Source organism: Streptomyces sp. NPDC022910 (assembly GCF_055561075.1).
In genome coordinates, this window is the sequence record NZ_JBVHHL010000016.1 from 50,250 (window position 1) to 64,390 (window position 14,141).

11 protein-coding genes and 1 tRNA gene are annotated in these 14,141 nt (G+C 68.3%); 7 read left to right on the forward strand and 5 right to left on the reverse strand.

Going from position 1 to position 14,141, the window contains the following annotated elements; all coding sequences use genetic code 11:
• Positions 1-327 precede the first annotated feature (327 nt).
• The 4 genes from gyrB to ACZ3TS_RS17665 all read left to right on the forward strand — a co-directional run bounded on the left by gyrB (position 328) and on the right by ACZ3TS_RS17665 (position 6,251).
• Positions 328-2,409, forward strand: coding sequence for a DNA topoisomerase (ATP-hydrolyzing) subunit B (gene gyrB / locus ACZ3TS_RS17650; RefSeq protein WP_467618736.1), 2,082 nt, complete (start codon positions 328-330; stop codon positions 2,407-2,409).
• 42 nt (positions 2,410-2,451) lie between these two features.
• Positions 2,452-5,046: a DNA gyrase subunit A gene (gyrA, locus tag ACZ3TS_RS17655; protein ID WP_467618738.1), complete on the forward strand. Its 2,595-nt coding sequence runs from the start codon at positions 2,452-2,454 to the stop codon at positions 5,044-5,046.
• 18 nt (positions 5,047-5,064) lie between these two features.
• Positions 5,065-5,874 (forward strand): DUF3566 domain-containing protein, encoded by an 810-nt coding sequence (locus ACZ3TS_RS17660; RefSeq protein ID WP_467618740.1) that lies wholly within the window; start codon positions 5,065-5,067, stop codon positions 5,872-5,874.
• A 300-nt stretch (positions 5,875-6,174) separates the two neighbouring features.
• A tRNA-Ile gene (locus ACZ3TS_RS17665) sits at positions 6,175-6,251 on the forward strand.
• A gap of 91 nt (positions 6,252-6,342) precedes the next feature.
• Here ACZ3TS_RS17665 and ACZ3TS_RS17670 read toward each other — a convergent pair.
• Positions 6,343-6,777: a tyrosine-type recombinase/integrase gene (locus ACZ3TS_RS17670; RefSeq protein WP_467618908.1), complete on the reverse strand. Its 435-nt coding sequence runs from the start codon at positions 6,775-6,777 to the stop codon at positions 6,343-6,345.
• Between ACZ3TS_RS17670 and ACZ3TS_RS17675 the strand changes: the two genes are divergently transcribed.
• Positions 6,771-7,994 carry a PP2C family protein-serine/threonine phosphatase gene (locus ACZ3TS_RS17675; RefSeq protein WP_467618742.1) on the forward strand — a complete coding sequence of 408 codons (1,224 nt, stop codon included), beginning with the start codon at positions 6,771-6,773 and terminating at the stop codon, positions 7,992-7,994. The genes ACZ3TS_RS17670 and ACZ3TS_RS17675 overlap by 7 nt on opposite strands.
• 178 nt (positions 7,995-8,172) lie before the next feature.
• On the opposite strand, the gene ACZ3TS_RS17680 is transcribed toward ACZ3TS_RS17675, so the two are convergent.
• Together ACZ3TS_RS17680 and ACZ3TS_RS17685 are read right to left on the reverse strand one after the other, a co-directional pair.
• The gene (locus tag ACZ3TS_RS17680; RefSeq protein ID WP_467618744.1) at positions 8,173-8,622 is read right to left on the reverse strand and encodes a hypothetical protein; all 450 of its coding nucleotides are present in this window, start codon (positions 8,620-8,622) and stop codon (positions 8,173-8,175) included.
• A gap of 526 nt (positions 8,623-9,148) precedes the next feature.
• Positions 9,149-9,514: a DUF6344 domain-containing protein gene (locus ACZ3TS_RS17685; RefSeq protein WP_467618745.1), complete on the reverse strand. Its 366-nt coding sequence runs from the start codon at positions 9,512-9,514 to the stop codon at positions 9,149-9,151.
• A 336-nt stretch (positions 9,515-9,850) separates the two neighbouring features.
• Between ACZ3TS_RS17685 and ACZ3TS_RS17690 the strand changes: the two genes are divergently transcribed.
• Positions 9,851-9,979, forward strand: coding sequence for a DLW-39 family protein (locus tag ACZ3TS_RS17690; protein ID WP_003999697.1), 129 nt, complete (start codon positions 9,851-9,853; stop codon positions 9,977-9,979).
• 281 nt (positions 9,980-10,260) lie between these two features.
• On the forward strand, positions 10,261-11,694 hold the full coding sequence (locus tag ACZ3TS_RS17695; protein ID WP_467618747.1) for a hypothetical protein: 1,434 nt from the start codon (positions 10,261-10,263) through the stop codon (positions 11,692-11,694).
• A 7-nt stretch (positions 11,695-11,701) separates the two neighbouring features.
• On the opposite strand, the gene ACZ3TS_RS17700 is transcribed toward ACZ3TS_RS17695, so the two are convergent.
• Positions 11,702-13,423, reverse strand: coding sequence for a serine/threonine-protein kinase (locus ACZ3TS_RS17700; RefSeq protein WP_467618750.1), 1,722 nt, complete (start codon positions 13,421-13,423; stop codon positions 11,702-11,704).
• Between the two features lie 87 nt (positions 13,424-13,510).
• On the reverse strand, positions 13,511-14,059 hold the full coding sequence (locus tag ACZ3TS_RS17705) for a helix-turn-helix domain-containing protein (protein WP_467618751.1): 549 nt from the start codon (positions 14,057-14,059) through the stop codon (positions 13,511-13,513).
• Between the last annotated feature and the right edge of the window lie 82 nt (positions 14,060-14,141).

Genomic DNA, 14,141 nt, shown 5'->3' on the forward strand with positions numbered 1-14,141 from the left:
GCGGCCGCTTCGCCGTACCCGCACGCGGTTGCGAACGCCGACCTGACTCCCAAGTAGCCAAGGGTTGACAGCCGGAAGCGCTGAGTGCCTCTTAGAGCCTCTTGGAGCCCCGTTCCGCATATGGGGAGTCGGACGAGACCGGTTCAGGGCGGCACATGCGGACTCAGGTACCGGCAAACCCCCATCACTGTCGGCGCTACCGGTAGACTGGAAGACAATCCCGCCCCCATACGTGGGGACCGTCGGGACAAGCTGAGCAACGCTGATCAAGGCTTACCAACGCAACATGCCGCAGCCGCTCCGGCAACCCGCCGACGAGCCTGGCTCGTGCTGTGCCAGAAAGGGCGCTTCGTGGCCGATTCCGGCAACCCCAACGAGAACATTCCGTCCATCGACGCCGACGCGAACAGGCCAGCATCCTCGAACGGTGAGGTCACGGCCTCGTACGACGCCAGCGCCATCACCGTCCTCGAGGGCTTGGACGCGGTCCGCAAGCGCCCCGGTATGTACATCGGTTCCACCGGTGAGCGCGGCCTGCACCACCTCGTGTACGAGGTGGTCGACAACTCCGTCGACGAGGCGCTGGCCGGGCACGCGGACACCATTGACGTGACGATCCTGGCCGACGGCGGCGTGCGCGTCGTCGACAACGGCCGCGGCATCCCGGTGGGCATCGTGCCCTCCGAGGGCAAGCCGGCCGTCGAGGTCGTACTGACGGTCCTGCACGCGGGCGGCAAGTTCGGCGGTGGCGGCTACGCGGTCTCCGGCGGTCTGCACGGCGTCGGCGTCTCGGTCGTCAACGCCCTGTCGAGCAAGGTCTCCGTCGAGGTCAGGACCGACGGTCACCGCTGGACGCAGGACTACAAGATGGGCGTCCCGACGGCCCCGCTCGCCAAGCACGAGGCGATCGAGGAGACCGGCACCTCGGTCACCTTCTGGGCCGACCCGGACATCTTCGAGACCACCGAGTACTCCTTCGAGACGCTCTCGCGGCGCTTCCAGGAGATGGCGTTCCTCAACAAGGGTTTGACGATCAAACTCACTGATGAGCGCGAATCGGCGAAGGCCACCGCCGGGGCGGACGAGGCGGGCGCCGACGAGAAGGACGAGGTAAAGGCCGTCACGTACCACTACGAGGGCGGCATCGTCGACTTCGTGAAGTACCTCAACTCCCGCAAGGGAGACGTGGTGCACCCCACCGTCATCGACCTCGAGGCCGAGGACAAGGACAAGAGCCTGTCCCTCGAGGTCGCGATGCAGTGGAACAGCGGCTACAGCGAGGGCGTGTACTCCTTCGCCAACATCATCCACACCCACGAGGGCGGTACCCACGAAGAGGGCTTCCGGGCCGCGCTGACCTCCCTGATCAACAAGTACGCGCGCGACAAGAAGCTGCTGCGCGACAAGGACGACAACCTCACGGGCGACGACATCCGCGAGGGCCTGACCGCGATCATCTCGGTCAAGCTGAGCGAGCCGCAGTTCGAGGGCCAGACCAAGACCAAGCTGGGCAACACGGAGGCGAAGACCTTCGTGCAGAAGGCGGTCTACGAGCACCTCAACGACTGGCTGGACCGCAACCCGAACGAGGCCGCGGACATCATCCGCAAGGGCATCCAGGCGGCCACCGCGCGCGTGGCGGCCCGCAAGGCCCGGGACCTGACCCGTCGCAAGGGCCTGCTGGAGTCGGCGTCCCTGCCGGGCAAGCTCTCCGACTGCCAGTCGAACGACCCCACCAAGTGCGAGATCTTCATCGTCGAGGGTGACTCCGCCGGCGGCTCGGCCAAGTCCGGCCGCAACCCGCAGTACCAGGCGATCCTCCCGATCCGGGGCAAGATCCTCAACGTCGAGAAGGCGCGGATCGACAAGATCCTGCAGAACCAGGAGATCCAGGCGCTGATCTCGGCGTTCGGCACCGGTGTGCACGAGGACTTCGACATCTCGAAGCTCCGCTATCACAAGATCATCCTGATGGCGGACGCCGACGTCGACGGACAGCACATCAACACCCTGCTGCTGACCTTCCTGTTCCGCTTCATGCGGCCGCTGGTCGAGGCAGGACATGTGTTCCTGTCCCGTCCGCCGCTCTACAAGATCAAGTGGGGTAGGGACGACTTCGAGTACGCGTACTCGGACCGCGAGCGCGATGCGCTGATCGAGCTGGGCCGCCGCAACGGCAAGCGGATCAGGGACGACTCCGTGCAGCGCTTCAAGGGTCTCGGCGAGATGAACGCAGAGGAGCTGCGCATCACCACCATGGACGTGGACCACCGTGTCCTCGGCCAGGTCACCCTCGACGACGCCGCCCAGGCCGACGACCTGTTCTCGGTCCTCATGGGCGAGGACGTCGAGGCGCGCCGCGCGTTCATCCAGCGCAACGCCAAGGACGTCCGCTTCCTCGACATCTGAGTCGGTCTCAGCTGACCGCACCAGGAAGGATCTTCACCAGCAATGGCCGACGAGAACACTCCCGTTACCCCTGAAGAGGGCGGCGAGACCACCATGCGCGTCGAGCCCGTCGGGCTCGAGACGGAGATGCAGCGCTCGTACCTCGACTACGCGATGTCCGTGATCGTGTCGCGTGCGCTGCCCGACGTGCGGGACGGTCTGAAGCCCGTGCACCGCCGCGTCCTCTACGCGATGTACGACGGCGGCTACCGCCCCGAACGCGGCTTCTACAAGTGTGCCCGCGTCGTCGGCGACGTCATGGGCAACTACCACCCGCACGGCGACTCCTCGATCTACGACGCGCTGGTCCGCCTCGCACAGCCGTGGTCGATGCGGATGCCGCTGGTGGATTCCAACGGCAACTTCGGCTCCCCGGGCAACGACCCCGCGGCCGCCATGCGCTACACCGAGTGCAAGATGGCGCCGCTGTCCATGGAGATGGTCCGCGACATCGACGAGGAGACCGTCGACTTCACGGACAACTACGACGGCCGCTCGCAGGAGCCGACGGTCCTTCCGGCCCGCTTCCCGAACCTGCTGATCAACGGCTCCGCGGGTATCGCGGTCGGTATGGCGACCAACATCCCGCCGCACAACCTCCGTGAGGTCGCGGCCGGTGCCCAGTGGTACCTGGAGAACCCGGAGGCCTCGCACGAGGAGCTGCTGGACGCCCTCATCGAGCGGATCAAGGGCCCCGACTTCCCGACGGGCGCCCTCGTGGTCGGCCGCAAGGGCATCGAGGAGGCCTATCGGACCGGCCGCGGCTCGATCACCATGCGCGCGGTCGTCGAGGTCGAGGAGATCCAGAACCGCCAGTGCCTGGTGGTCACCGAACTGCCGTACCAGGTCAACCCGGACAACCTCGCGCAGAAGATCGCCGACCTGGTGAAGGACGGCAAGATCGGCGGCATCGCGGACGTCCGCGACGAGACGTCGTCCCGTACGGGCCAGCGTCTGGTGATCGTGCTCAAGCGCGACGCGGTGGCGAAGGTCGTTCTGAACAACCTCTACAAGCACACCGACCTGCAGACGAACTTCGGCGCCAACATGCTGGCGCTTGTCGACGGCGTGCCGCGCACCCTGTCCCTGGACGCGTTCATCCGTCACTGGGTGACGCACCAGATCGAGGTCGTCGTCCGGCGTACGCGCTTCCGGCTGCGCAAGGCCGAGGAGCGTGCGCACATTCTGCGCGGCCTGCTGAAGGCTCTGGATGCCATCGACGAGGTCATCGCCCTGATCCGGCGCAGCGCGACCGTCGAGGTCGCGCGCGAGGGCCTGATGGGCCTGCTGGAGATCGACGAGATCCAGGCGAACGCCATCCTCGAGATGCAGTTGCGCCGGCTCGCCGCTCTGGAGCGCCAGAAGATCGTCCAGGAGCACGACGAGCTCCAGGCGAAGATCACCGAGTACAACGCGATCCTGGCCTCGCCGGTCCGCCAACGCGGCATCATCAGCGAGGAACTCGCCGCGATCGTCGAGAAGTTCGGCGACGACCGCCGCACCCAGCTGGTGCCCTTCGACGGCGACATGTCCATCGAGGACCTGATCGCCGAGGAGGACATCGTCGTCACGGTCAGCCGGGGCGGCTACGTCAAGCGCACGAAGACCGACGACTACCGCGCCCAGAAGCGCGGCGGCAAGGGAGTGCGCGGCACGAAGCTCAAGGAAGACGACATCGTCGACCACTTCTTCGTGTCCACGACGCACCACTGGCTGCTGTTCTTCACCAACAAGGGCCGCGTCTACCGCGCCAAGGCGTACGAGCTGCCCGACGCGGGGCGGGACGCCCGCGGCCAGCACGTCGCGAACCTGCTTGCGTTCCAGCCGGACGAGACGATCGCCGAGATCCTCGCGATCCGCGACTACGAGGCCGCGCCGTACCTGGTGCTCGCCACCAAGGGCGGTCTGGTCAAGAAGACGCCTCTGAAGGATTACGATTCGCCGCGCTCCGGCGGTGTCATCGCGATCAACCTCCGGGAGACGGCGGACGGTTCCGACGACGAACTGATCGGGGCCGAGCTCGTTTCGCCCGAGGACGATCTGCTTCTGATCAGCAAGAAGGCGCAGTCGATCCGGTTCACGGCGACCGACGAGTCCCTGCGCCCGATGGGCCGCGCCACCTCGGGCGTCAAGGGCATGAGTTTCCGTGAGGGAGACGAGCTGCTCTCGATGAATGTTGTTCGACCCGGTACGTTCGTGTTCACTGCCACAGACGGTGGGTACGCGAAGCGGACCGCCGTCGACGAGTACCGCGTCCAGGGTCGCGGTGGCCTCGGCATCAAGGCCGCCAAGATCGTCGAGGACCGCGGCTCGCTCGTCGGCGCGCTGGTGGTCGAGGAAGGGGACGAGATCCTCGCCATCACGCTGTCCGGCGGTGTGATTCGTACGCGAGTCAACGAGGTCAGGGAGACGGGCCGTGACACCATGGGCGTCCAACTGATCAACCTGGGCAAGCGCGATGCCGTGGTCGGCATCGCTCGTAACGCCGAGGCGGGGCGCGAGGCGGAGGAAGTCGACGGCGACGAGGCCGTGGACGAGACCGCCGAGGATGCCGTGACCACCGGCACGGACGAGGGTGAGGCGCCCTCGGCCGAGTAGCACGAGGAGTGAGTCAGCGTGAGCGGAGCCACGGGCGCCGGATCGACCGGTACGGAAACGGACGGCGGCGGCCGTGGCTTGGCCACGCGGGTGACGGACTCGCACACGACCAACCTCAAAGCGATCACGTCATCCGCCACCGACTCGCACTCGCCCGACTCCCATGAGTCTCATGGATCCCAGGGGGGAACAGTGACGGACACCCGAGGCCCGCAGACCCAGCAGCACACGGCTGGAGCGGGCCCGGCCGCTCCCGCCACCGCGCAGCCCGCGCCGGCGGCGCAGCCGGCCCCTGCGCCCGCGGCCCCGGCGGCCGGCGCGCCGCCCGCTTCCCCCCTCCCGGGGGAGCGCCGGACCCAGCAGCCCGCGGCGCCCCACCACCCGCCACAGGCCTACCAGACCCAGTCGCCCACGGGCGCCGTGCGCCGTCCCCGGACCGGTGCGCGCACCACTCCGCGCACCCGCAAGGCGCGCCTCAGGGTGGCCAAGGCCGACCCGTGGTCGGTGATGAAGGTCAGCTTCCTGCTCTCCATCGCGCTCGGCATCTGCACGATCGTGGCGTCGGCGGTGCTGTGGATGGTCATGGACGCGATGGGCGTCTTCTCGACGGTCGGCAGCACGATCTCCGAGGCGACCGGCTCGAACGAGTCGAACGGCTTCGACCTCCAGGCGTTCCTGTCCCTGCCGCACGTCCTGATCTTCACGACGATCATCGCGGTCATCGACGTCGTCCTGGCGACCGCTCTCGCGACACTCGGAGCGTTCATCTACAACATCTCCGCGGGCTTCGTGGGCGGCGTCGAGCTGACGCTGGCGGAGGACGAGTAGGCGCCGTTCCCGAGCGTCTGCGGCGCCTGCGGCGTCTCCCGAGCCTCTTGGGCGCGTCTCGAGCGTGCTTGCCGACGTCCGGCCCGAGGGTGAGCGCATCCCCGACGGAGATGTGCTCTCTTGCGTCCGGGTGGGGGTCGTGGAGGGGTCGGGGCAGGGACGGCCAGGCCGGCGGACAAGCAGCCACGGCTGCCCTCACGGGCAGGGCGGAGGGTCCCCCGGTATCGATTTTGGGACTTCCCACCTCGTGCGCTAATCTTCAGGGGTCGGCGCGGCGGGACATACACCGCAGAGCGCGGCGGGGCTATAGCTCAGTTGGTTAGAGCGCATCCCTGATAAGGATGAGGCCACAGGTTCAAATCCTGTTAGCCCCACCAGCGAAAAGACCCCCAGTCCGTACAGGCTGGGGGTCTTTTGACACCAACGGTTGACACCAACAGCAACAGTCAGCCGATGAGCGGATCTTCTCTAGAAGCTCGGCGAGCAGTGCGACAGCCTCTCGTTCATCCTCACCGACCACGTGTGTGTGTACACGTCCATGGTCATGCTGATCTGGCTGTGCCGGAGGATCGCCTGAGCCACCTTGGGATGCACCTTCAAGAAGGCGAGCAGGGTCCCGCAGGTGTGCCGGGCGAGCCGGACCGTGATGCGTCGCACGCCGGCCCTCTTCACGAGTCGATCGAAGGTCCGCGAAAAGCCGACTGGGTCGATCATTCCGCCATGCGCCGACGAAAAGATCAGATCATGATCAGGCTCCTGTGACCAGTGATCACCGGCGATCTTCCAGATTCCAGCCGCGCAACTCAGGCGCCGATTGGGGTCGGCGAGCCCGGACCCTGGATCGCCCGTAGACTGACATTTCAGGTAGTCGCGCTCGCGGACCCTGGGGAGCGCGTATGTCAGTGGATATCGATTTCACGGCCTTCTGTGACGCCGCACCGAGCCCGTATCTGGTGCTGGACAAGGATCTGGTGATCTGCTGCGTCAACCCGGCATACCTGCAGATCACCGGGCGAACCAGGGAAGAGCTCATCGGGAAGTACTTCTTCGACGCCCTACCGGAAAACCCCAGCGCCCCCGAGGGCGACGCAGAACACCTAAAGGCGTCATTGCGGGAGGTCCTGGACACCGGGGAGCAGGACACCCTGCCGCTACAGCGGTACGACATACCCGCCCCCGACCAGCCGGGCAGGTTCGAGGAGCGGTGGTGGTCCGAGGTCCACACACCGATTCTCGGGCCGGACGGCAACGTGAAGTGGATCGTCCAACAGGCCGACGACGTCACCACCTTCGTCCACTCATGCAGGGCACGTCCGCTCACCGAGCACGACAACGCCATGGCAGCCGAGCTCTACGTGAGGGCGCGCGAGCTGTACCGGTTGAACCAGGAACTGCGCCAGGCCCACGCCCGCGAACGCCAGGTCGCCGTCACCTTGCAGGAAGCCATGCTCGACGACGCCGACCTGCTCCGACACGACAACATCGCCGTGCGGTACCTGCCCGCGACCGCATCACTCAACGTGTGCGGCGACTGGTACGACATCGTCGACCTGCCACCCGACCGCTACTCGGCGGCCGTCGGAGACGTCGTCGGCCACGGCCTACACGCCGCGGCCGTCATGGGCATGCTCCGCAGCGCCCTGAGCGCAGCCATCCGGGCCCTCCCCAGCCCCGCTCAGGCCCTGGAAATCCTCGGCCTGTACGCCCGCTCCATGGAAGGCGCGACGGCCGCAACTGCGGTAAAGGTACTCATCGACCCCCGTACCAGACTGATCATCTACAGCAACGCCGGGCACCCACCGCCCGTCCTGCTCCACCGCGACGGGACTTGCGAGCTGCTGGACCAAGCCACCGATCCGCCGCTCGGCGCCCGCCTGCATCATGTCCCCCGCCCCCAGGCCGGCGTGTCCTACGCCCAGGGGGACACGCTCGTGCTCTACACCGACGGGCTCATCGAGCGCCGCGACGAGGACATCTACACCGGCCTGGCCCACCTGACCAAAGCCCTGGCTCAGGACACCACCCTTGCCCCTGACCAGCTGGCCGACACACTGCTGGCCCGCCTCGGGGTCACCAACGGCGCCAGCGACGACATAGCTTTGGTCGTCATCCGCCTATGACTTTGAGCGGCGCAGCCCTCGCGGTAAGTCACCAGGCCGTGCACTCTGCGTGCCCGATCGGACGGCGAGTGGCGGGGAGCAAGGGGAACGTCGGCGAAGCGTTCCAGGAACGCGCAGGTCAGCGTCTCATCAGCTCAGCCCCGATCCGCATACGCGATCTTCCGAACTGGGGCCGCAGCTACTTCTGCAGTTCGCCGGTTGGTACCACGAAGGCGATAACTTGAATCGCCATTTCCTTGTCCATCTGGCAGATGGCCAGGCCGAGCGCTCGTTCGCCACGATCCCAGAAGTTGCCGCTGATCGCTCCCTGCTCCAGCAGCAGCTCGGTGAAAGGCGACGTCTCACCCCCTGCGAGCCGCTGCGTGATGTCGACCAGGCGAGGGTCACCCCAGGCGACTGTGGCGGCGATCTCGTAGTTTCGGTACGCCGATGCCAGGTGCTCTCCGGCCGCCGCGGCGGCTGAACCATCATCGTCATCCCAGAACTCATCGGACTCAGCGAGCACGATCGCATGGCCGCCCCCGTTGCTGTAAACGGTCAGATCACCGTGTACCCATTCGATCCAAGTCCCCGTAAACGCCCGGGACTCGAACTCGGTATAGAGAGCTTGAAGATCCACATCCGGCATGTCCAGAGGCTACACAGCCAGACCAACGGACGACACGCCTACTCTTCTACGTCCTGGCCGTACGGCAAGATGGGCAGATCTGGCAAGAGGGAGTCGAACGGCTGACACCACCGGCTGACACCAACAGGTGCGGACAGCGCCGACCAACGCCGAATCGCAGCAGACGATCAGCCAAGGACTCCGGGCGGTTGACCGCCGTTGCCGACACCACGTCCATATGCGTCACGCGACGAACTGCAGAGCGCACGGTGTCCGGCCCGGTCGGCGTTATATGCCGGGGCTCGAAACGTCTGGGGAATGTCATGAATCAGGTGTGAGCCTCCACGAAGGAGTCACCTGATGGGAACGACGAAACGTCTGCGAAGCGACGGGACCATCTTGTAAAGGCCGCATCCGGCGGACGGCAACGGCCCGGCACCTGGGAGCGGGTGCCGGGTCGTTTGCTGTGGGGCGTTGCACGCAAGTTCGCCTTTGGTGTTGTCGGCGGTCCCCGTGAGGGGCAGTACGGCCGGAAGAGAGAGTCGGATCAGCGCTGGAGCTGCGAGGCGGGCTCGACGGACGGGGTGACGGGATCGGCGCGGGACCGGAGGGCGGAGCGGGCGAGCGGGACGGCCGGGACGGTGGTGGCGGGCAGGCGGTGGCGGCAGGCCGGGGAGGAGCCGTGGGCCTCGGCTCTGATGCGTTGCTTCATCGTGGGGGGCAGGAACCGGGTGCGGACCCCGTCGGCGCGGGACTGCTTCGGCAGTGTCACTGGTGCGCTGCTGTTGCGCTCCTGCTGGGGCTGGGGTACCGCCGCGGCGGCCTTCGTGGTGATGAGCCCCAGCGCGGTGAACAGCGCCAGGAAGGCGGTGACGACGGCGGTCCACAGCTTCACGACCTTGTTCCGGGCCATGTCCCCTCACTTTCGGGTCGGGCGATTTGCGTACTTTCCTCATGATGTGTAAGGAGGTCGCGAAGTGGTGGACCGACGCCCGTGGCGCGTCGATCTTCGGATGAACACCACCTGGATGGACGCAAGAGGTCCGGAAAATTGGGGAAAGGCGCGGAAGGGTAGTGAACATCACATTCTGTGACGTCTGCTCACCCGAGGCAGGGATGGCACCGGGCGGTCGTACTGCGGTGCGCCGAGCCTGAGTTGAGGGCCGACTCAGGTCACCGATCGATATCGATCGGTGTGTATAGTCGGGCGCCAGAGGTCCCCTACGTCAAGGAAAGACGAGGTCGCGCGGTGAAGAAGCTTCTCCTGGTCGCACTGGCCGCCATCGGCGGGCTCCTCGTGTACCGCCAGATCCAGGCGGATCGCGCCGAGCAGGATCTGTGGACGGAGGCGACTGACTCCGTGCCCACGGGTTCGTGAGGTCCGACGGACAACAGATTCGGAGCAGGCCCCGACCGCCGGTGCGGTCGGGGTTTTGTGTTGTGTCGGGGCCTTTGGCGTGTGAGATCGCAGACAAGGGGCGGTCGCCTTGTCGGGCGCCCTCCAGTGTGGTTCGCCTTGGCAAAGGAAATGCTTGCGATGGCGAATTCGGGCGCTCTTGAGGGCAGCGTTTCGGTCGCTCGTACGCAATGACCGGATGGTGCCGTGGCGTGCGGGGCAGGATGGGCGACGGTCCGGCAGGTACGGCGAGGGGGCGCGTGATGGGGTGGCGCACGGGGGCGGAACGTGGGGCGCTCGGACACGGGCGGACACCGGCGCACGTCGCGCTGATCCTGTGCGCGACGGCGCTGACGCTGACCATGACCCTTGCGGCGCAGGCCGCCCCGGTCTTCGCGGAGGGTACGCGGACCCCGTACGCCTTCGCCCGCGACGCCAGGACGGTCGCGGGCGCCACCGGCACCACGGGCGCCGTACGTCTGGATCCCGGGCGCATGTACAGGAGCACCCTGCCCGCCGTCGGCAAGCGCTACTACCGCCTGGAACTCGACTCCGCGGTCAACGCCTACGTCTCCGCGACGGCCGTCCCCGGAGCGGGCACCCAGGTCTCCTCCTCCGACGGTCTCAAGGTGTCCGTCCAGGACGCCGACGGCACCACCTGTTCCACCGGGTCCGCGCACTTCGGCCCCACCCAGAGCCCGCATCCGATCGCCGCCTGGGCCTCGCGCGAGACCGGGCCCGGGACGTACGGGTGCAAGGGGGCCGGGGCGTACTACTTCGTCGTCGAGCGCCGCGCCCCGACCCCCTCGCTCGGCGACTGGGACCTGGAGCTCGACTTCGTGTCCGAACCCGCCCTGCGGCAGGCCGGTGCGACGAGCCCGCCCGGAGCCTGGAACTCCGCGACCCCCGAGGCCGTCCTGGGCGACGCCACGCGGCGTGCGGGCGGGGCGGGCTTCGCCACCGCGAGCGCCGTGGCACAGGGTGTCTGGCAGGACGCGATCAGGCCGGGGCAGACGCTCTTCTACAGGGTGCCTGTCGCCTGGGGCCAGCAGCTCTCCGCCGCCGTCGAGATGGGCAGCTCCAGCGGCGGTGACGGCTTCGTCGGCACCGCGCTGGCCGTGTCCCTGTACAACCCCGTGCGTGCCCACGTCGATGACGTCGGCGCCGGTTACAGCGGCGCCCAGACCTCGGCGGCGCTCGATCCGCTGGCGCCCGTCGAATATGCCAACCGCCATGCCGTCAGCGACCGCGCGAGCGCGATGCGGTTCGCGGGTTGGTACTACCTCGCCGTTCACCTCGGCATGCCCGTGGCGGACAGGTTCGGGGAGGGGCCGTTCGGGCTGACGCTGCGCGTGCGGGTCAGCGGAACGCCGACATCCGGTCCGGCGTACGCGGGGAGATCGGTACCGCGTGACGTGTTCGAGGTCACGGCCGCGGACCGCGAGGAGGCAGGGGCGGGGACGTCGCGGGGCGACGGCGCGGAGGACGGGTCCACCGGAGCTGGGGTGGGCACACCGGGAGGAGGCGGCAGCGGATCGGAAGGCCACGCGGCCGAAGACAGCGGAGGGGTGAAGGATGCCCGCACGATGAAGCTGGTCGCCGTGGGCGGGATCGGCACGGGCAGCGTCCTGGTCCTGTGGCTCGGGCTGTGGACGACGGTCGCCCGGCGGCGGACGCGGCGCCGGTGGGCCGGGTGACCGCCGCTCAGACCCGCGTCAGGGCCCAGAACCCCACCGCGAAACAGACGAGCGCGAGCAGCAGGACCGGGACAGCGACCTTCGTCGGCGGTCCCGGATGCCGGACGGCCGGTTTCCTGCCGTGCCGCGCGATCTCCTGCGGCCGGGTGGGAGCGTACGGAGACCGGGTGGCGTAGACGGAGGCGGGCTGCCGTACCTCGAGCGCCGGGGGCGCGGGCGAGCCGGCGGAGGGCACATACGTGGGCTCGTGGTGCGCGGCGTGGGCGGGAGCCGTGGAGGCAGGGGCCGGTACCACGGACGCGGCGGGCGGCGTGGGCGGCTGCTCGGGCGGGCGCGACACCGCGTGGATCGCTGCTCGTGGCAGCGGGGGCGGCAGATGGAAGCTCCCGGTGTCCGACATCGTGGGCGGCCGCTGGGGCGGTGTCGGATCGGTCGCGGGTTTGGGCGGTACGCCGTGGGGTGCGTTTTCGGGCCGCACGGCAGGAGGAGGGGGCCCGGGCGTGATCGCGGACGCATTGGTGCCGGGGGCTGCGGGGGCGGGTGGTGTGCCGGTGCCCGTGGCAGCAGGGGCAGGCGTTCCGGCACCGGAAGTTGAGGGGGCGGATGTGTCGCCGGAAGATGCGGTCGTGGGCGTGCCGATACCGGCGGCAGGGGGCTCGGTGGGAGGCCGCGGCGGTATCGAGCCGGACGTGAGCCGCGCCGGTCCGCTGCCCGTCCCGGGAGCGCCGGCATACGGCGGCTTCGCGGTGTCACCCGCTCCGGCGGACGTGGTCTCCTCCGCCCTGCCCGCCACGGAATCCGTCTCCCCTGGCAGGGACGGCGCGGAGCGCGTCACCCCGGGCGGCGTACGCTGCGGTCCATCCGATCCGAACCCCCTTGGAAGCGGCCCGAGTTGATCGAAGATCTCCACCTGCTCGTCGTCGGGGCCCGGTTCGGGCAGCAGCTCCCTGGCCGCGGCCAGGGCCTTGCGCGCCCCCGTAGCGGTCCGGAAACGCGCGGTCGGGTCCGGTTGCAGCAGCGTCGCCACGACCTCCCACAGGGGTGCGGGAATACCCCGTGGCGACCCTGGTGTGCCGTTGGCCACGAAATACTCGACCAGTGCTCTGGTGTCCGGCTTGGCGCCTTCGAGCAGGTACAGCGCGACCAGACCGACGGCGAACAGGTCGGCCGTGAAGTCCGGCTCCGCGCCCAGCAGTTGCTCGGGGGCGAGATAACCGGGCGTGCCCACCACGTAGTCGGTCTCCGTCAGCCGCGGCTCGCCCAGGCGCATGGCGATACCGAAGTCGGACAGTCGCAGCCGGGGCCTGGCGGTTCCGGTGGCCTCCAGGAGCACGTTGGCGGGCTTGATGTCCCGGTGCACCACTCCTTCCGCGTGGACGGCGGCGAGCCCGGACAGCAGCTGGTCCAGCAGGGTACACACGAAGGCCGGGGGCAGCGGGCCGTAGTCCCCGACGAGGTGGACCAGCGAGCCCCCGGCGACCAGGTCCATGGTGAACAGGACCTTGTCGTCGTCCGCGGCCCAGCTGGCGGGCGCGAGCACATGAGGGTGGTCGATGCGCAGCGCCTGTTCGCGCACGAAGCGCAGCAGCGCATGGGCGTCGCTCTGCTGCAGGACCTTGGCGGCCACATAGCGGCGCCGCCGGTGGTCCCAGGCGCGCCAGACCGCACCGGCTCCCCCGCGCCCAATGGGGTCGACCAACTCGTACCGTCCGGCGAAGACCTCACCCATGGTCGTGCGTCGCTCCCCCTTCCGGTCGGTGGTCAGAACTCCCGCACACCCCCCGGCGCGAGAGTCCCCGGCGGCCCAGGCGTCGGCTCAGTTCTGGTGGGACTGATAGTGGGCGACCGCGTCGGAAGTGCGGCCGGCGCCGTACACCCGGAGGAACTCTGCCAGTTCCGGGTGGGTCGGGGCGAGGGTGTCCGCCGCCTCGATGATGTCCCCCGCCGCCGCCACCGAGCGCAGCAGCGACTGGATCTCGCGGACCACCCGCTTGACCGTGGGTGCACCCGAACTGCTGGTCGTCTGTGTGGTGTTGCTGAGCACAGAGCCCCCCTGCGACCTCTTGATCTCGTCCATCCGCTCGGTCGCCTCGGCGGCGCTCACGCTGCCGTCCGCGACCTGCCCCGCCAGATCTTGAAGCAGCTGCACCCGCTGGACCACCGCGGGATTGCCGATCTTGGCGCGCTGACCGCTCATCAGCTGTGACAGCATCGGAGCGGACAGTCCCAGCACGCCGGCGAGACGAGCCTGGTTGAGCCCGAGATCGTCGATGAGCTTACGGAAGAGCGCCCCCAAAGGCTCCCCGTACCAGTTCCGCTGCAGCTCCCGCGCTCTTGCGGTGGCTTCCTGCTGTGCGGCGTCCATTGCGTCTCCCCATCGCTTCCCCAAATACCGTGGTTCGCTGTAGCGAACCACGACGAGCATCTTACGGAGAGTGGTCGCCCAC

What these genes read in the sequence shown, in the direction of transcription:
- gyrA (WP_467618738.1), top strand. Translation starts at nt 2,452, where the DNA reads ATGGCCGACGAGAACACTCCCGTTACCCCTGAAGAGGGCGGCGAGACC.
- ACZ3TS_RS17675 (WP_467618742.1), top strand. Translation starts at nt 6,771, where the DNA reads ATGTCAGTGGATATCGATTTCACGGCCTTCTGTGACGCCGCACCGAGC.
- ACZ3TS_RS17680 (WP_467618744.1), bottom strand. Translation starts at nt 8,622, where the DNA reads ATGCCGGATGTGGATCTTCAAGCTCTCTATACCGAGTTCGAGTCCCGG.
- ACZ3TS_RS17685 (WP_467618745.1), bottom strand. Translation starts at nt 9,514, where the DNA reads ATGGCCCGGAACAAGGTCGTGAAGCTGTGGACCGCCGTCGTCACCGCC.
- ACZ3TS_RS17695 (WP_467618747.1), top strand. Translation starts at nt 10,261, where the DNA reads ATGGGGTGGCGCACGGGGGCGGAACGTGGGGCGCTCGGACACGGGCGG.
- ACZ3TS_RS17700 (WP_467618750.1), bottom strand. Translation starts at nt 13,423, where the DNA reads ATGGGTGAGGTCTTCGCCGGACGGTACGAGTTGGTCGACCCCATTGGG.
- ACZ3TS_RS17705 (WP_467618751.1), bottom strand. Translation starts at nt 14,059, where the DNA reads ATGGACGCCGCACAGCAGGAAGCCACCGCAAGAGCGCGGGAGCTGCAG.